The 16,981-nt window shown below is 72.0% G+C and carries 16 protein-coding genes and 1 tRNA gene; 8 read left to right on the top strand and 9 right to left on the bottom strand.

Features of this window, described 5'->3' with window-relative positions; genetic code table 11:
• The first annotated feature begins 181 nt into the window (after positions 1 to 181).
• Positions 182 to 979 (top strand): ErmE/ErmH/ErmO/ErmR family 23S rRNA (adenine(2058)-N(6))-methyltransferase, encoded by a 798-nt coding sequence (erm, locus tag O3597_RS02170; RefSeq protein ID WP_281603120.1) that lies wholly within the window; start codon positions 182 to 184, stop codon positions 977 to 979.
• A 5-nt stretch (positions 980 to 984) separates the two neighbouring features.
• Here the strand turns inward: erm and O3597_RS02175 are convergent, their stop codons facing one another.
• Entirely contained in the window at positions 985 to 1,176 is a 192-nt protein-coding gene (locus O3597_RS02175) for a DUF2795 domain-containing protein (RefSeq protein ID WP_164447670.1), read from the bottom strand.
• 86 nt (positions 1,177 to 1,262) lie between these two features.
• Here O3597_RS02175 and O3597_RS02180 point away from each other — a divergent pair, with 86 nt between their 5' ends.
• Positions 1,263 to 2,519 (top strand): erythromycin esterase family protein, encoded by a 1,257-nt coding sequence (locus tag O3597_RS02180; protein ID WP_164447669.1) that lies wholly within the window; start codon positions 1,263 to 1,265, stop codon positions 2,517 to 2,519.
• A gap of 59 nt (positions 2,520 to 2,578) precedes the next feature.
• Here O3597_RS02180 and O3597_RS02185 read toward each other — a convergent pair whose 3' ends face one another.
• Both O3597_RS02185 and O3597_RS02190 read right to left on the bottom strand, forming a co-directional pair.
• Positions 2,579 to 4,831 carry an MMPL family transporter gene (locus tag O3597_RS02185; protein ID WP_281603121.1) on the bottom strand — a complete coding sequence of 751 codons (2,253 nt, stop codon included), beginning with the start codon at positions 4,829 to 4,831 and terminating at the stop codon, positions 2,579 to 2,581.
• 36 nt (positions 4,832 to 4,867) lie between these two features.
• Positions 4,868 to 5,419, bottom strand: a complete 552-nt coding sequence (locus O3597_RS02190; RefSeq protein ID WP_164447667.1) for a TetR/AcrR family transcriptional regulator — start codon at positions 5,417 to 5,419, stop codon at positions 4,868 to 4,870.
• 125 nt (positions 5,420 to 5,544) lie between these two features.
• Between O3597_RS02190 and O3597_RS02195 the strand changes: the two genes are divergently transcribed.
• Together O3597_RS02195 and O3597_RS02200 are read left to right on the top strand one after the other, a co-directional pair.
• Positions 5,545 to 6,354, top strand: coding sequence for an isocitrate lyase/phosphoenolpyruvate mutase family protein (locus O3597_RS02195; RefSeq protein WP_281603122.1), 810 nt, complete (start codon positions 5,545 to 5,547; stop codon positions 6,352 to 6,354).
• A 65-nt stretch (positions 6,355 to 6,419) separates the two neighbouring features.
• A complete protein-coding gene (locus tag O3597_RS02200) occupies positions 6,420 to 7,379 on the top strand; it encodes an ATP-dependent DNA ligase (protein WP_281603123.1) in 960 nt (319 codons plus the stop codon).
• A 92-nt stretch (positions 7,380 to 7,471) separates the two neighbouring features.
• Here O3597_RS02200 and O3597_RS02205 read toward each other — a convergent pair whose 3' ends face one another.
• From O3597_RS02205 to O3597_RS02230, 6 genes are all read right to left on the bottom strand, one after another.
• Positions 7,472 to 8,065, bottom strand: coding sequence for a DoxX family membrane protein (locus O3597_RS02205; RefSeq protein ID WP_164447664.1), 594 nt, complete (start codon positions 8,063 to 8,065; stop codon positions 7,472 to 7,474).
• A gap of 130 nt (positions 8,066 to 8,195) precedes the next feature.
• Positions 8,196 to 8,723: a chloramphenicol phosphotransferase CPT gene (gene cpt / locus O3597_RS02210; RefSeq protein ID WP_281603124.1), complete on the bottom strand. Its 528-nt coding sequence runs from the start codon at positions 8,721 to 8,723 to the stop codon at positions 8,196 to 8,198.
• Positions 8,724 to 8,781: 58 nt separating this feature from the next.
• A tRNA-Arg gene (locus O3597_RS02215) sits at positions 8,782 to 8,853 on the bottom strand.
• Positions 8,854 to 8,912: 59 nt separating this feature from the next.
• Entirely contained in the window at positions 8,913 to 9,605 is a 693-nt protein-coding gene (locus O3597_RS02220) for a winged helix-turn-helix domain-containing protein (RefSeq protein WP_093405373.1), read from the bottom strand.
• A 171-nt stretch (positions 9,606 to 9,776) separates the two neighbouring features.
• Positions 9,777 to 10,430, bottom strand: a complete 654-nt coding sequence (locus tag O3597_RS02225; protein ID WP_164447662.1) for a DUF305 domain-containing protein — start codon at positions 10,428 to 10,430, stop codon at positions 9,777 to 9,779.
• A 1-nt stretch (position 10,431) separates the two neighbouring features.
• Entirely contained in the window at positions 10,432 to 11,250 is an 819-nt protein-coding gene (locus O3597_RS02230) for a DUF3105 domain-containing protein (protein WP_164447661.1), read from the bottom strand.
• A gap of 100 nt (positions 11,251 to 11,350) precedes the next feature.
• Between O3597_RS02230 and argS the strand changes: the two genes are divergently transcribed.
• The 4 genes from argS to thrC are packed head-to-tail and all read left to right on the top strand — an operon-like array spanning position 11,351 to position 16,863.
• Entirely contained in the window at positions 11,351 to 13,015 is a 1,665-nt protein-coding gene (argS, locus tag O3597_RS02235) for an arginine--tRNA ligase (RefSeq protein WP_281603125.1), read from the top strand.
• Positions 13,016 to 13,073: 58 nt separating this feature from the next.
• On the top strand, positions 13,074 to 14,459 hold the full coding sequence (gene lysA, locus O3597_RS02240) for a diaminopimelate decarboxylase (RefSeq protein ID WP_281603126.1): 1,386 nt from the start codon (positions 13,074 to 13,076) through the stop codon (positions 14,457 to 14,459).
• Entirely contained in the window at positions 14,456 to 15,778 is a 1,323-nt protein-coding gene (locus tag O3597_RS02245; protein WP_281603127.1) for a homoserine dehydrogenase, read from the top strand. The genes lysA and O3597_RS02245 overlap by 4 nt, the downstream gene beginning before the upstream one ends.
• A 35-nt stretch (positions 15,779 to 15,813) precedes the next feature.
• Positions 15,814 to 16,863 (top strand): threonine synthase, encoded by a 1,050-nt coding sequence (gene thrC, locus O3597_RS02250; protein WP_281603128.1) that lies wholly within the window; start codon positions 15,814 to 15,816, stop codon positions 16,861 to 16,863.
• The last annotated feature ends 118 nt before the right edge of the window (positions 16,864 to 16,981 follow it).

Below are 16,981 nucleotides of genomic sequence, written 5' to 3' on the forward strand. Positions count from 1 at the left end.
GCCGGCGCGACCCGCGACTGACGCCTTCCGCGCATCCGCCCGCGTCACCCGCACCGCATCGCGCGGTGCCGCTTCCGCGCCATCTCACCAGGGCCGTCCGAGTCCCGATCGCTCGGACAGGCCCCGTCGACGGTCGCCTGTCCGCTCTCGTCGCCACCCGGCGACAGACAAGGACGACGCCATGGCGCCCCGCCGTACCCGCACGACCGGACGCGACCGGTCCCGTCGCGTGCTCTCGCAGAATTTCCTCGCCGACCCGGCCGCCGTCGCGCGGTTCGTCGACGCCGCCCGCCCCGATCCGCACGGACTGGTGCTGGAGGTCGGCGCCGGCCGGGGGCAACTGACCCGCCCGCTGGCCGCGCGCTGCGGCCGGCTGACGGCGTACGAGGTGGATCCCGTCGCCGCGACGGAACTGGCCCGGGTCTGCGCGACCCTGCCGAACGTGACACACCGCCAGGCCGACTTCCTCGCCACCGTGGCACCGGGGGAGGAGTTCTGCGTGGTCGGCAACATCCCGTGGTCGCTGACCGCGGCGGTGGTGCGCTGGTGCCTGGCCGCGCCGCGACTGCTCGCCGCCACCCTGCTCACCCAGCTGGAGTACGCCCGGCGGCGCACCGGTGAGTACGGCCGGTGGACCCGACTGACGGTGCTCAGCTGGCCGGAGTTCGACTGGCGGCTCGCCGGGCGGGTGCCGCGTACCGCGTTCCGCCCGGTGCCCCGGGTCGACGCGGGCATCCTGCGCATCGAGCGGCGGGCAACGCCGTTGCTGCCAACCCGGGCCCTACCGGCGTACCGCCGGATGGTCGAGCTGGGGTTCGGCGGGGTCGGCGGCTCGCTCGCGGCGTCGCTGGCCCGCGAGCACTCGAAGGGGCGGCTGGCTGCGGCGTTGCGCGCCAGCCGGCTCGACCCGGACCTCCCGGTGGGGCATGTCTGGCCGGAGCAGTGGCTGGTGCTGTACCGCCTGCTGCACGCCCGCTAGCCGGCTCAGGGGAGGGTGCCCAGCGCCTCGGTCAGCTCGGTGGGCGAGCTGAACTGGTCCACCGGCAGCGCGCGTACGGCCTGCAACTGCTCGGTGCTCGCGCCGTTCTCCTGACACCAGCGGATCAGATCCTCACGGGAGACGGGATACTCCAGCCCGGCGAGGTACTCGTGCAGGGCGGCACCGCTGTCGGTCATGCTGTGCGAACTACCCGCGTAGCTGCCCCGGCACACCCCCGGCGGACCACCGCGTTTGCCCGTCGGGGTGCCGGGTAGCCGCAGGCATGCTGGTACAGCGGCTCGGCGCGCCGAGCGACCTCGATCCGTTGCTGGAGCGTGTCCGGGACGCGCGGGTGGTGATGATCGGGGAGGCGACGCACGGCAGTTACGACTACTACCGCATCCGGGAGCAGTTGACCCGCCGTCTGGTCGCCGAGTGCGGTTTCTCCTTCGTGGCGGTGGAGGGCGACTGGCCGGACTGCGACCGGGTGCACCGTTCGGTGACCGGTGCCCCGGGAGCGGCGGCCGAGCCGCAGACCGCCCTGGAGGGGTTCGAACGGTGGCCGACGTGGATGTGGGCCAACGCCGAGGTGGCCCGCTTCTGTCGTTGGCTGCGGGCCTGGAACATGGACCGGGCCGAGACCGCCCGGGTCGGCTTCCACGGGCTCGACGTCTACAGCCTCTGGGAGTCGATGCAGGCGATCTTCGACTACCTCGGTGAGGAGGAGCCGGCGTCGCTGGAGATCGCCCAGGACGCCTACCGGTGCTTCGAGCCGTACGGCAAGCGGGTCGAGGAGTACGGCGCGGCGAGCCGGTTCGTCTCCGCCCGGTGCGAGCAGGAGGTGATCCGGCTGCTGGCGCGTACCCGGGAACACGCCGCCGCCGACGGGCCGGACGCCTTCTCGGCCTGGCAGAACGCGGAGGTGGTGGCCGGCGCGGAGCGCTACTACCGGGAGATGGTCGCCGGTGGGCCGGGCTCGTGGAACGTCCGGGACATCCACATGACCGACACCCTGGATCGCCTGCTCGACCGCTACGGGCCGGGCGCCCGGGGTGTGGTGTGGGCGCACAACACGCACGTCGGTGACGCGCGGGCGACCGACATGGCCGCCGACGGGATGGTGAACATCGGCCAGTTGGCCCGGGAACGCCACGGCCCGGACCAGGTGGCGCTGATCGGCTTCGGCAGTTGGCGGGGCACGGTGATCGCCGCGCCGCGCTGGGGTTCGCCGGCGGAGGCGATGGTGGTGCCACCGGCCCGGCCCGGTTCGCTCGAACATCGGCTGCACGAACTGATGCCGGAGCGGGCGGTGCTCGTCTTCGGCGGGCCGGACCAGCCGGGTTGGGTCACCGACACGCTCGACCACCGGGCGATCGGGGTGGTGTACGACCCGTCGTTCGAATCGTGGGGCAACTACGTGCCGACCCGGCTGGGGGAGCGCTACGACGCCTTCATCTGGTGCGACGAGACAACCGCCCTGCATCCGTTGCCCGCCCTGGCCGCCCCGGGCGAGATGGAGACCTACCCGGCCGGCGTCTGAGCCGGCGTCGACCCGGCCCGCCACCCGACGTGCGGTGGAGGGCCGGGTCGACGTGCGGGTCAGGCGCCGGCACCGACCTTGTCGTCGAGCCGGGCGCGCAGCTTCTCGCCCTCGATGTCGACGTTCGGCAGCGCCCGGTCCAGCCAGCGGGGCAGCCACCAGGCCACCTTGCCGAGCAGCGACATCACCGCCGGCACGATGGTCATCCGGACCACGAAGGCGTCGATGGCCACGCCGATGGCGAGCGCGAAGCCCATCGACTTGATCACCGGGTCGTCGAGGAAGATGAAGCCGCCGAAGACCGAGGTCATGATCAGGGCGGCGGCGGTGACCACGCGCGCGCCGTGCCCCATCCCGTTGATGGTGGCCTGCTGGGCGGTGTCGCCGTGGACGAAGTCCTCCCGCATCCGGGAGACCAGGAACACCTCGTAGTCCATGGCCAGGCCGAACAGGATGCCGATCAGCAGGATCGGCAGGAAGCTGATCAGGGGACCGGGAGTGTCCAGGCCGACCAGGTCGGCGAGGTGCCCCTGCTGGAAGACCGCGACCGTGATGCCGAAGGTGGCGGCGACGGTGAGCAGGAAGCCCAGCGCCGCCTTGACCGGCACCAGCACCGAGCGGAACACCAGCATCAGCAGCAGGATCGACAGGCCGACCACCAGCGCCAGGTAGATCGGCAGCGCGTCGGAGAGCTTCTCGGAGATGTCGATGCCGATCGCGGTAACCCCGGTGAGCAGCACGTCGGCGCCCTGGATGTCACCGACGGCGGTGCGGATGTCGTGCACCATCGTCTCGGTGGCCGGGTCGGTCGGACCGGTCTGCGGGATCACCCCGAGCAGCGCGGTCCGGCCGTCCGGGCTGAGCTGCGGCGGGGCCACGGCGAGCACGTTGTCGGTGCGCTGGACCAGGGCGGTGACCTGCGGGATGGCGGCGGCGGTGGCACCGGCGTCGTCGCCGGCGACAACCACCGCGAGCCGGCCGGTGAAGCCCGGTCCGAAGCCCTCCGTGATCAGGTCGTTGGAGACCCGCGCTGCCGAGCCGACCGGCGCGGTACCGGCGTCGGGCAGCGCCAGACGCATGTCCGGCGCCGGCAACGCGAGCAGTCCCAGGCCGAGCAGACCGACCAGGATCACCGGAATCCGGAACCGGGTGATCAGCCGGGCCCACCGGAAGCCGAACGCCGAGGTGTCCTCGCTGCCGTTGGTGGCGGTCTCCGGTGCCGCGCGGTGGGTGGTCACGTCGCTGCGGCGGGCGGCGTCGTCCGGCAGGTCATCGGCGGTCAGCGCCACCGGCACCGACGAGCGCAACCGGCGGGGCAGCACCCGGCGGCCGGCGAAGCCGAGCAGCGCCGGTTGCAGGGTGATCGCCACCAGCACCGCGACGGTGACGGTGCCGGCGGCGGCCAGACCCATCACGGTCAGGAACGGGATGTTCACCACGGCGAGACCGGCCAGGGCGATGACCACCGTGGCTCCGGCGAAGGTCACCGCCGAGCCGGCGGTGCCGACCGCCCGGCCGATCGCCTCGTCCGCCGGCATGCCGTCGAGCAGGTTCTGCCGATACCGCGAGGTGATGAAGAGCGAGTAGTCGATGCCGACGGCCAGGCCGAGCATCAACGCGAGGATGGGTGCGGTGCTGGTCAGCTCGATGACGCCGCTCAGCGCGAAGAGGCCGGCCATGCCGACGCCGACGCCGATGAGCGCGTTGAGCATGGTCATGCCCGCGGCCACCAGCGAGCCGAAGGTGACCACCAGGACGACGAGGGCCACCGCGACGCCGATCGCCTCGGTGGAGCCGACCTCGGGCTCGGTGTTGAGCACCTCACCGCCGGGCGCCACCTGCCAGCCCTGGGCCTCGGCCTGGGCGCCGAGCTGCTCGTACGCCTCCCGCTGTTCCTCGGTGATCTGGTCGGCACCGTCGTTGAACTGCACCTGGATCAGCGCGTACTGGCCGTCGGGAGAGACCGAGCCGACCTGGAACGGGTCGACGGCGGCGAGCACACCGGGGACGGCCGTGGCCTCCTGGACGATCGACTGGATCGCCGCCCGGCCGTCGGGCGTGCCGAGCTGCCCTGGAGCGGGTGCCTTGACCGCGATGGTGCCAGTGGCGCCGGCTGCCGCCGGGAACTGCTCGTTCAGCAGGTCGAGCGCACGCTGTGACTCCGTGCCGGGCATGGTGAAGTTGCTGGCCGTCGGGCCGCGCAGGGTCGCTGCTGCCAGGCCGAGCCCGACGAGTACGACGAGCCAGATCGCGGCGACGAGTCGCCGCCGACGCATCGATCCCCGGCCAAGCCGGTAGAGCAGGGTCGCCATGAGGTCCTTTCCCTCGGTCGTGGATGGTGGGACGGGTCAGTGGGCGGGCGGTTCGAGCGCCCGGCGCAGCAGGGCCAGCAGCGCGTCGCCCAGTTCCTGGTCGGGCACGTCGGCGAACTGGCCGCAGGTCTCGGCGATGCCAGCCAGCAGCACCAGCGCGGTGATCCGGGCGGCGGCCCGCTCGGGCCGCCCGGCGAGCGCGTCGATCAACCGTTCGGAGATCTGCTGGATGTGGGCGAAGCCGGGCTGTTGCAGCAGTTCCGGGAACTCGCCCCGGAGCAGAGCGATCTCACCGCGGAACCGGACCGCGAGGTCGACGAAGCCCTCGGCGGCGACCCGCTGCGCGGCGGCCGGCCCGGGCTGGTCGGCGATCCGGTCGTCGAGTGACCGCAGCACCTCGATCGCGGGTGCCATCAGCTCGGTGAGGATGGCCTCCTTGTTGGCGAAGTGGTACAGCACCGCCGCCTTGGAACAGCCCACCTCGGTGGCGATGTCCTGCAACGACGTGCCCCGGTAGCCGGTGGCGGCGAAGCGTCTCGCCGCCGCCGCGAGGATCTCGCCGTGCGTCTGCGGGGTGGTGCGGGCCATGACTCTCAGCATGCCTGACCGATCGGTCAGAGCTGACCGATCGGTCAGATCAGTGGCGTTTCCCACAACCGGCGATGCCGAATTGGCTCTCCGGACGGGCGCCGAGTCGGGCCGAGAATCGGGTCATGAGCGACTCGACGGCGGCCCGGGCGGTCGCGCTTCGTGCCCTGCACCGCCCCGGCGACCCGCTGGTGCTGCCGAACGTCTGGGACGCCGGCTCGGCCCGGGCGGTGGTCGACGCCGGTTTTCCGGCAGTGGCCACCGGCAGCGCCGCCGTCGCCGATTCGCACGGGTACGCCGACGGCGAGCGAATCCCGCCGGGCGAGATGTTCGCCGCCGTGACCCGGATCGCCCGCGCGGTCGCCGTCCCGGTCACCGCCGACGTGGAGCGGGGCTACGGTCTGCGCCCGGACGAACTGGTCGCCCGGTTGCTCGACGCCGGGGCGGTCGGGCTCAATCTGGAGGATTCGGATCCGCGTACCGGCGTCTTGATCGATGCGGAGGAACAGGCCGACCTGCTGGCCGGGGTGCGGGCCGCGGCGGAGGACGCCGGGGTGGCGGTGGTGGTCAACGCCCGGACGGACGTCTTCCTACGGCCCGGTGAGGAACCGGCCGACCGGCTCGCCGAGGCGATCCGCCGGGCGCGTCGCTACCTGGCGGCCGGGGCAGACTGCGTCTACCCGATCCTGCTGGCCGACCCGACGCAACTGCGGAGCTTCGTGCAGGCCGTGGCGGCACCGGTGAACGTGCTGGCCCGCCCCGACGGACCGGGGCGGACGGCAGTGGCCGCCCTGGGCGTGGCCCGGATCAGCTACGGCTCCGGCCTGTACGCGGCGACCCGCGCCCACACCGCCCGGCTGCTCGCCGCCGTCGCCGCCGGTGAGCCTCGCGGTGGGCGGTCGGGAACCCTCCTCCCATGGAGCCTGTCGAGCTGACGGCGTCAACGGATCACCTGCGGGTTCCGGTTGACCGCAAGGCGTCCGGCCGGGATGGTGATCGGGTGGGGGCTGACGAGACCCGGGACGGGGTCGCGCTTACCAATCTCGACCAGCCGTTGTTCGACGGGTCGGGCGCGAGCAAGCGCGACCTGGTCGACTACCTCGACGCGGTGGCCGACCGGATCGTCCCGCAGTTGCGCGGCCGTCCGCTGTCGGTGGTCCGGGTGCGCCCGGGACAGCCGCAGTTCATGCAGAAGAACCTGCCGCGGTACACCCCGGACTGGGTATCTCGGGTGTCGATCTGGGCCGAGGCGTCCCGCCGGGAGATCGCGTACGCGCTCTGCGACGACCGCCGTACCCTGCTCTGGTTCGCCAACCAGCGGGCCGTCGAGTACCACCCCACCTTGGCCACGGTCGGGGACCTGAGCCGTCCCACCCACCTGGTGCTGGACCTCGATCCGCCGGAGGGTGGTGGGTTCGCGGCCGGGGTGGCGGCCGCGCTGCTGGTCCGGCAGGCCCTCGCCGACGCCGGGCTGGCCGGCGCGGTGAAGACCAGCGGCGCCAAGGGGGTGCACGTCTTCGTCCCGGTCGAGCCCGGCCCCGACGCCGAGGAGCTGGCCGCGGCCACCCGGGCCCTCGCGGTTCGGGCGGAACGACTGGATCCGGCGCTGGCGACCACCGCCTTCATCCGCGAGGACCGGGGCGGCAAGGTCTTCGTCGACCCCACCCGCACCGGCGGCGCCACCGTCGTGTCGGTGTACAGCCCCCGACTGCGTCCCGGCGTGCCGGTCTCCTTCCCGGTGGCCTGGGATGACCTGGCGTCCGTGACCCCGGCGGACTTCACCATCCGGACGGTCCCGGCGCTGGTGACGCAGCGGGATCCGTGGACCGGGCTGATGCCGCCGCCGCAGCGGCTCCCCGCCGACCTGATCGAGGAAGGGCGGGCCATTCCGGTGCCACGGGTGCAGGCCATGCACGAGGGCCGCCGTCGGGCCCGCGCCCGGCGCGCCGCCGCGGACTGAACAGCACGAGCGCCCCCGCCGGTCTTCCTGCCGCAGGCACGCCGATGGGCCGGACCGTGGCGGCGGTCCGGCCCATCGGCTGGTCGAGCGGATCAGAGCATCCAGCGGTGGCGCTGCACGAAGGGCAGGCGGGCCCAGAGCCGGCCCAGACCCCAGGTGTGCCCGGCGTACGCGGCGGCCAGGGCGACCAGGACCACGGCGTAGATCAGGTGGTAGTCGACCACCGGGTTGGTGGAACCGGTCGGGTCGCCACCGGCGGTGAACCGGGCCAACGGGAACTCGGCCAGCCACATCAGCGCCATCATCAGGGTGCCCGAGGCGGCCGCCACCCGCAGGCCGACGCCGGCGATCAGGGCGAGGCCGATGGCGGCCAGCCCGACCATGAAGAGTGCGTTCGCCCACCAGGTTCCGGCGATCGTGTGGGCCACCGACTGCAACGGTCCGACCTCGACGTTGGCGAGGAACCCCTTGGTCGGCGATCCGCCGTTGATCCAGGCCCGCTCGGTCGGGGTGGCGTAGCCCAGACCGAAGGTCTTGTCGAGGAAGGCCCAGAGGAAGACGAGGCCGGTGGAGATCCGCAGCACGGCGAGGGCCCGGGCGGCGGTCGTGGTCAGCATGGCGCCGGGCAGTTCGGCGTGTTCGAGCGGGCGCTCGATCGAGCGGTGGGTGCCCTGGTGGACGGTCATCGTTGCCTCCGTGGTCAGCTTCTTTACCTGACCACTGTCGCCCCCCGGCGGGTCGTCGCGCGCGGGCCGGAACACCCGAAGCCGCCAGGACCAAGGTCCCGACATGGACAGGCCGCTCAGCTGACGGCCGCTACAACAGAGCCGCGATCGTTCTGGCGCACGCGATCGACTCGGTGTGGGTGGTGTCGACCTCCACGTCGTACACCACACCCCGGTGCACCACGTCGGCCTGTGCGGCGGCCATCCCCCGGACCCGGTCGCCCCGGGCGATCTCGCGACCGGTGGCGACCTCCGCATCGCAGCGGACGCCGGCCCACAGCACGTCCAGCCCGTCGAGCACGGTCCGCCACCGCTGCTGCGATCCAGCGCCGCCGAGGAAGACGTCGTCGATGATGACGCGGGCACCGGCTCGGACAGTGGCAGCGACCCCAGCCATCCAAGCCTGCTGCAGCCGGTCGAACTCCGGCCCGATGATGACGGTGCCGTCGGCTGCGAAGTCGATGCTCTCCGGCGAGCGCATGGTCGCAGGCATCGCCTCGATGAGCCGGTCTACCCCAACGGCGAGCCACGGTTCCGGCAGGATCGCCTGCAGGCACCGAACGATTCCGGACTTTCCCGCACTCGATCCGCCATTGAGCACGATCACCTGCGTTGGCATGTGGTCACGGTACGGCTCGGGATGCGGTCGAACCACTGCAAGATCTTCCAGAAGAAGGTGCCCCCGGCAGGATTCGAACCTGCGCCCCCGCCTCCGGAGGGCGGTGCTCTATCCCCTGAGCTACGGGGGCTCAGCGACTGGAGAAGACTAGCAAACGGCTCTCCCGATCGCCCAATCGGTATCGGCGCGTCAGGCGGCGAGTGCGCGTCCGCAACTGGGCAGCGGGTGCGGCACGATGCGCCGGGGGAGTCGGCGTGGCCATTCGTTGCGGGCCCAGGAGCCGTCCACGATCAGGTGTACGGTGCGCCGCTCGGCCCCGCTGAGTCGGTGCACGAACTCCCGGGGCAGTGGTGGGTCGACCGACGGGGTGGTGACCATGAACCGGACCCGCCCTCGCGAGGAGACCGCCGAGATGACGTCGGCCGCCGGCATGGTGCCCCGCAGCCGGACCCGGCCGACCCAGTAGACCTCGGCCAGGTGTTCCTGGGCCGCCCGGGTGATCGCCGGGTACTCGCTGCGGACCCAGCGCTCGACCGCCCCGACGCAGAGCCCGCAGGCCCGTTCGCGGGGCTCGCGCGGACCCAACCCCCAGGCCCGCAGGTACGCCCCGACGACCCCAACGTCCAGCGTCAGGCCGAACTGCTGCTGGATGAGGGCGTGCAGACTCTGGCGGGTCCACAGCTCCTCGTCCAGACCGAACGCGTCGGGGTGGACGCCCCGAAGGGTGTCGATCAGTTCGAGTTCCTGTTCGCGGCTGAGTGTTCCCGGCTCACCCTGCCGCTGTCCGCGACGGACGGCTGCCACCGCTCCGTCACCGCCGATGGTGTGGCGTCGGCACCAACTGGTGACCGAACGCCGCGCGTCTCTGAGTGCAACCCCCACGTCCCGGACAACGAGTGCACTTCGCTCCAAGTAACCCCTAGAGGGAAAATCGGTCTTATGTCCTCAAGGTGGGGCGGAGAAGGCGAACTCGCTGGCACCTGGATGCCTACGCGCCGCCGCCCCGCTCGGTCGACGAGCGGGGCGGCGAGGGTTGGTCAGCCAGACGAGGGGTCAACCGTCGGCAGGGGTCATCCGGCGCAGCTCGTTGATCTCCTTCTGCTGTGCCTGCTTCGATGCCTCGGCCAACCGGACCACCTCGGGCCGGTCCGAGACCTTGAGCACCCCGTCGGCCATGTGCACGCCGCCAAGATGGTGATCGATCATCAGCTTGATGAAGAGTCGGTCGACCTCGACGCCCTGGGCCTCGTGCAGTTGGGTGATCTCCTCGCGGGTCGCCATGCCCGGCATCAGCCCGTCCGGACCCACCGGCACCGCGTCGGGCATCCACTCCATCGCGGGCCGTGAACCGGTGGGCAGCAACTCCCACTCCTGCAACCAGCGCTGCATGTGACCGATCTGAGCCTGCTGGGTCAGGGCCATGTCGTAGCCCATCTGCCGGATCGCCGGATTCTGCGCCTTGGCGTACGCGATCATCGCCATCTCCACCGCCTGGGCGTGGTGTCGGGACATGTCCCGGGCGAAGCCGGCCTCGGCCGAGTCGTCACCTGGAGCCCGGTCCGACACCAGGGTCGCGGCCGTCCACCCGATGCCGAGCAGCAGGACCGCCGCCATGACCAGGGTCAGGTAGCGCAGCGCCCGGGACGGCCGGTGGAGTTCGGTGCCGTTGCGCTCCGCCGGGGTCGCCTCCTGGATAGCGCTGGGCATGTCAGCCACCCGTCGGCGGAGCCAACTCGCGCGGCTCGGTGCCGGTGCCGGTGGTGTAGTTGCCGGAGGAGCAGGGCACGCCCGGCTCGATCGAGGCGTTCTGCGCCAGGGTGGTGACGAACTCCTTGATCCGCGGGTCGTCGGCGCTGTCGACCTTGAGCTGGTAACCCCACGCCTGGAGCGACACGGCGGCGTCCAGCCCCTCGTACGGGCTCATCAGCATGAAGTCGTTGCCCCGGATCACACTTGCCAACTTCTCGACATCGGCCGCGGGCAGGTCGGGGCGGTAGGTGAGCCACACCGCGCCGTGCTCCATGCTGTGCACCGCGTGCTCGGCCGCGATCGGCGCGTCGTAGACGTCGCCGAGGCAGCGCTGCCAGGCGTTGTTGTGCGCGCCGCCGACCGGCGGGCTGTACTTGTATTCGATCTTGCCGGCCTGGTGCGACTCGTAGGTGAGGCTGTCCGGGTCGTCCTGGCGGTAGTTGACGATGCCCGCGATGTCGGCGGCCTTGTCCTCCCAGGACTGGCTGCCCTTGAAAGTCGCCCAGGCGCCGAATCCGATGATCGACGCGGCGAGTACGCCGACGGCGACGAACAGGGCGATCGGTCCCCACGACCGGCCCTGGCTGACCTTCACCGGGGTGATCGGCTTACGTGGCCCCTTGCCGCCCCCCGCGCGCTGGGCCGAGCCGGCCTTGCCCGGGCCAGCCTTGGCTCCGGTCGCCTTGGCGCCGGCGGCCGGCCGTCCCGCCGCCGGCTTCTTGCCGGTGCTGACCACGGTCGGGCGGCGCTCTGGGCCGCCCGGGGTGCTGATACTCATCGTGCCTCGTCAGGTCGGTCGGTCAGGGGCTCTGGCGGGCCGGGTTCGGTTGCTGGGTCGCCGCCGCGGGGACCGAGTCTACCCCCGATAACATGGATCGGTGACTCCTGCAGAACTCGCCGAAGCTGTCCTCGCCGCCGCTCACGCCGTCTTCGCCGACCGAGAGCTGGACCGTTCCGCGCTGCCGGGGCACACGACGGTCGAGCGACCGCGCAACCCGGAGCACGGCGACTACGCGGCCACCCTGGCGCTTCAGCTGAGCAAGAAGGTCGGCCTGCCGCCCCGGGAACTGGCCGCCGCGCTCGCCGCCGAGCTGGCCAGCACGCCGGGGATCAAGTCGGTCGAGATCGCCGGCCCGGGCTTCCTCAACATCCGACTCGACGCGGCCGCCGCGGGACAGCTCGCCCGTTCGATCGTCGAGGCGGGCGACGAGTACGGTCGCGGCGACCGGCTCGCCGGCCTGAAGATCAACTTGGAGTTCGTCTCGGCCAACCCGACAGGCCCCGTGCACATCGGTGGCGTCCGTTGGGCGGCGGTCGGCGACGCGTTGAGCCGGCTGCTGCGAGCGACCGGCGCGGAGGTCGGCACCGAGTACTACTTCAACGACGCCGGTTCGCAGATCGACCGTTTCGCCCGCTCGCTGCTGGCCGCCGCCCGCAACGAGCCGGCGCCGGAGGACGGCTACGGCGGTGCGTACATCGCCGAGATCGCCGAGCAGGTCACCGCCCGGCGGCCCGACGTGCTGACCCTGGACGACGCCGCCGCCCAGGAGGTCTTCCGGGTCGAGGGTGTCGCGTTGATGTTCACCGAGATCAAGTCCTCGCTGCGGGACTTCGGGGTCGAGTTCGACACCTACTTCAACGAGAAGGACCTGCACGATCGCGGCGAGCTGGAGCACTCCCTGACCCGGCTTCGCGAGCAGGGTCACCTCTTCGACTCCGACGGCGCCACCTGGCTGCGGACCACCGACTTCGGCGACGACAAGGACCGGGTGCTGCGCAAGTCCAACGGTGAGTGGACCTACTTCGCCGCCGACTGCGCCTACTACCTCGACAAGCGGGAACGGGGCTTCGACCGGGTCGTGATCATGCTGGGGGCGGACCACCACGGCTACGTCGGCCGGATGAAGGCGATGGCCGCCTGCTTCGGTGACGACCCCGAGCAGACGCTGGAGATCCTCATCGGCCAGCTGGTGAACCTGGTCCGCGACGGCGCGCCGGTCCGGATGAGCAAGCGGGCCGGCACCGTGGTGACCCTGGAGGACCTGGTCGACGCGATCGGGGTGGACGCCTCCCGCTACGCGCTGGCCCGGTACTCCAGCGACTCGCCGATCGACATCGACATCGAGTTGTGGACCCGGGCCACCCGGGACAACCCGGTCTACTACGTGCAGTACGTGGCGGCCCGCACGGCAAGCGTCGGCCGCAACGCCGCCGAGGTCGGCCTCACCCGGGGCGACGCGGCGTCGTTCCGGCCCGAGCTGCTCGACCACGACAAGGAGAACGAGCTACTCAAGGCGCTTGCCGAGTTTCCCGCCGTGGTGGCCGCCGCCGCCGAGCTGCGGGAGCCGCACCGGGTGGCCCGGTTCCTGGAGGACCTGGCCGGGGCGTACCACCGGTTCTACGACAACTGCCGGATCCTGCCCCGGGGCGACGAGGCCGTCACCGACCTGCACCGGGCGCGACTCTGGCTCAACGACGCGACCCGGGTGGTCATCGCCAACGGGCTGCGCCTGCTCGGCGTCTCGGCGCCGGAGCGGATGTAGTCGTGAGCGCGAGAAGTGAGGCCGCGGGTTCCGCGGTCGCGAATCCAGGGAGGCACTGATGCGGGCGCACGAGGCGGGCGCGCTGCACGGCGACATCGGCAACCGGGGGCCGGCCTGGCTGCGTACCCCGGACGACGTCAACGCCCTGGTGCCGCAGTTGTGGCCGCGCCACGTGACGCGCGGCACCGACGGCGCGCTCACCGTCGCGGGCCTGGGCGTACGCGACATCGCCGCCGAGTTCGGCACCCCGGTGTACGTGCTCGACGAGGACGACCTCCGCTCGCGCTGCCGGGACTTCCAGGCGGCCTTCCCGGACGAGGACATCTACTACGCCGGCAAGGCCTTCCTCTGCCGGGCGGTGGTCCGGATGATCGCCGAGGAAGGCATGTTCCTCGACGTGTGCAGCGGCGGGGAACTGGCCGTGGCGCTGGCCGGCGGGATGCCGCCGGAACGGATCGGCTTCCACGGCAACAACAAGTCGGTGGCCGAGCTGAGTCGGGCCCTCGACGTCGGCGTGGGGCGGATCATCGTCGACTCGTTCCACGAGATCGAGCGGCTCACCGCGCTGGCCCGCGAACGCGGCGTACGGCCCCGGGTGCTGATCCGGGTCACCGTCGGGGTGGAGGCGCACACCCACGAGTTCATCGCCACCGCCCACGAGGACCAGAAGTTCGGCTTCTCCCTCGCGGGTGGGGCGGCCCTGACCGCGGCGCTGCGCGTGCTCGACGAGGACGTGCTGGAGCTGCGTGGCCTGCACTCGCACATCGGCTCGCAGATCTTCGACACCAGCGGCTTCGAGGTCTCCGCCCGTCGGGTGCTGGCCCTGCAGGCACAGATCCGCGACGCCCGCGGCGTCGAACTGCCCGAGCTGGACCTCGGCGGTGGTTTCGGCATCGCATACACCTCGCAGGACGATCCCGCCGCCCCGCACGACCTGGCCAAGCGGCTACGCAAGATCGTGGACTCGGAGTGCGCGGCGGAGCGGCTGGCCACCCCGCACCTGTCCATCGAGCCCGGCCGGGCGATCGTCGGCCCGGCCGTGTTCACCCTCTACGCGGTGGGTACGGTCAAGGATGTCGACGGCATCCGGACGTACGTCAGCGTCGACGGCGGGATGAGCGACAACATCCGGACCGCCCTGTACGACGCGTCGTACTCGGCGACCCTGGCCTCCCGGGCGAGCGCCGCCGGGCCGATGCTCGCCCGCGTGGTGGGAAAGCACTGTGAGTCCGGGGACATCGTGGTGAAGGATGAATTCCTGCCCGCCGACGTGCAGCCCGGAGATCTTGTCGCGGTGCCCGGCACGGGCGCGTACTGCCGCAGCATGGCCAGCAACTACAACCACGTGCCCCGCCCCGGCGTGGTCGCGGTGCGCAACGGCCGGGCCCGGCTGATCGTTCGACCGGAGACCGAAGAGGACCTGCTCGCTTTGGATGTGGGATGACGTCACCTGTACGCCTCGCCCTGCTCGGCTGCGGCACCGTCGGTGCCGAGGTGGTCCGGCTGCTGCACGAGCAGTCGGCGGACCTCGCCGCCCGCGTCGGTGCTCCGTTGGAGATCGCCGGCATCGCCGTACGCCGGATCGGGCGCGACCGCGGCGACCTTCCCGTCGACCCGGCCCTGTTCACCACCGACGCGCTCGGGCTGATCAAGCGGGACGACGTCGACGTGGTGGTCGAGGTGGTCGGCGGCATCGAGCCGGCGCGCGGCTGGCTGGTGGAGGCGTTGCGGGCCGGCAAGAGCGTGGTCACCGCCAACAAGGCGTTGCTCGCCGAGGACGGCGGTGCCCTGCACGACGCGGCGGCGGAGGGCGGCGGCGACCTCTACTACGAGGCGTCCGTGGCCGGGGCCATCCCGCTGCTGCGACCGCTGCGGGAGTCGCTGCACGGTGACCGCATCACCCGGGTCACCGGCATCGTCAACGGCACCACCAACTTCATCCTCTCCGCGATGCACGCCACCGGCGCCGGGTTCGCCGAGGCGCTGGAGGAGGCGACCGAGCTGGGGTACGCCGAGGCCGACCCCACGGCCGACGTGGAGGGCTTCGACGCCGCCGCCAAGGCGGCCATCCTCGCCTCGCTGGCCTTCCACAGCCGGGTCGCCGCCGCCGACGTGCACCGCGAGGGCATCACCGAGGTCACCGCCGCGGACGTGGCCAGCGCCAAGGCGATGGGCTGCACGATCAAACTCCTCTGCATCGCCGCGCGTGGTGCCGACGGGCAGGGCCGGGAGGCGGTGAGCGTCCGGGTGCACCCGGCGATGATCCCGGTGACCCACCCCCTGGCCAGCGTCGGCGACGCGTTCAACGCGGTCTTCGTCGAGGCCGAGGCGGCCGGGCAGTTGATGTTCTACGGACGCGGTGCCGGTGGGGCGCCGACCGCCAGTGCGGTGCTCGGCGACGTGGTGGCGGTGGCCCGCAACCGGCTCGCCGGGGTCCGCGCGGCCAGCGAGTCCGCGTACGCCGACCTGCCGGTGCGGCCGATGGGTGAGGCGCTCACCCGCTACCACATCAGCCTCGACGTGGCCGACCGGCCCGGTGTGCTGGAGTCGGTGGCCGGGGTGTTCGCCCGGCACGACGTCTCGATCGCCACCGTCCGTCAGGTGCCGGCCGCCGGTGCCGCCGGGGCGGCCGGTGACGCCGTCCTGGTCATCGTGACCCATGTCGCGCCGGACGCGGCGCTCGCGGCGACCGTGCGGGAACTGCGTGGGCTGGACATCGTCCGGGCGGTGGCGAGCGTGCTGCGGGTCGAGGGCGGGCTGTGAGCGCCCGGGTCAATCGCGGAGGCGAGGAGAGCGTGATGTGGCGTGGTCTGATCGACGCCTACCGGGATCGGTTGCCGGTCACCGAGGCCACGCCGGTGGTCACCCTGCACGAGGGGAACACTCCGCTGCTGCCGGCGCCGGTGCTCTCCGCCCGGCTCGGCTGCGACGTGTACCTCAAGGTGGAGGGTGCCAACCCGACCGGCTCCTTCAAGGACCGGGGCATGACGATGGCCGTCTCCAAGGCGGTCGAGGCCGGCAACAAGGCGATCATCTGCGCCTCCACCGGTAACACCTCCGCCTCCGCCGCCGCGTACGCGGCCCGGGCCGGGATGACCTGCGCCGTGCTGGTGCCGCAGGGCAAGATCGCGCTGGGCAAGCTGGCGCAGGCGCTCGTGCACGGCGCCAAGCTGCTCCAGGTCGACGGCAACTTCGACGACTGTCTGGCGCTGGCCGCCAAGCTCGCCCAGGACTACCCGGTCGCACTCGTCAACTCGGTGAACATCGACCGGCTGCACGGCCAGAAGACGGCCGCCTTCGAGATCGTCGAGGCGCTCGGCGACGCGCCCGACATCCACTGCCTGCCGGTGGGCAACGCCGGCAACATCTCCGCCTACTGGATGGGTTACGCGGAGGACCATGACGCCGGCAACGCCAGCCGGCTACCGAAGATGTACGGCTTCCAGGCGGCTGGGGCGGCGCCGATCGTGACCGGGCAGGTGGTGCCCGAGCCGTCCACCATCGCCACGGCCATCCGGATCGGCAACCCCGCGAGTTGGACGAAGGCCCTGGACGCGCGGGACACCTCCGGGGGCCTGATCGAGGCGGTCACCGACCGGGAGATCCTGGCGGCGTACCGGCTGCTGGCCCGGGAGGTCGGTGTGTTCGTGGAACTGGGCAGCGCGGCGAGCGTCGCCGGCCTGCTCCAGCAGGCCGCCGCCGGCCGGGTGCCGGCCGGGGCGACGGTGGTCTGCACGGTCACCGGGCACGGTCTGAAGGATCCGGAGTGGGCCATCTCGACCGCTCCCGCCCCCGTCACCATCGCCAACGATCCGCTCGTCGCCGCCCGCTCCCTCGACCTCGCCTGACCCCGGCACCTCCCGCCGGCGGAGAGGGACAACGACGATCCGCCGGTGCAGTCAGCTCGACAGCGCGCGGAGTACCTGGTGATGGAGGCGCCGAGCCGGTGCTGCCGTCGGCGTGATC

Source organism: Verrucosispora sp. WMMA2044, from assembly GCF_027497155.1.
Taxonomy (GTDB): Bacteria; Actinomycetota; Actinomycetes; order Mycobacteriales; family Micromonosporaceae; genus Micromonospora; species Micromonospora palythoicola.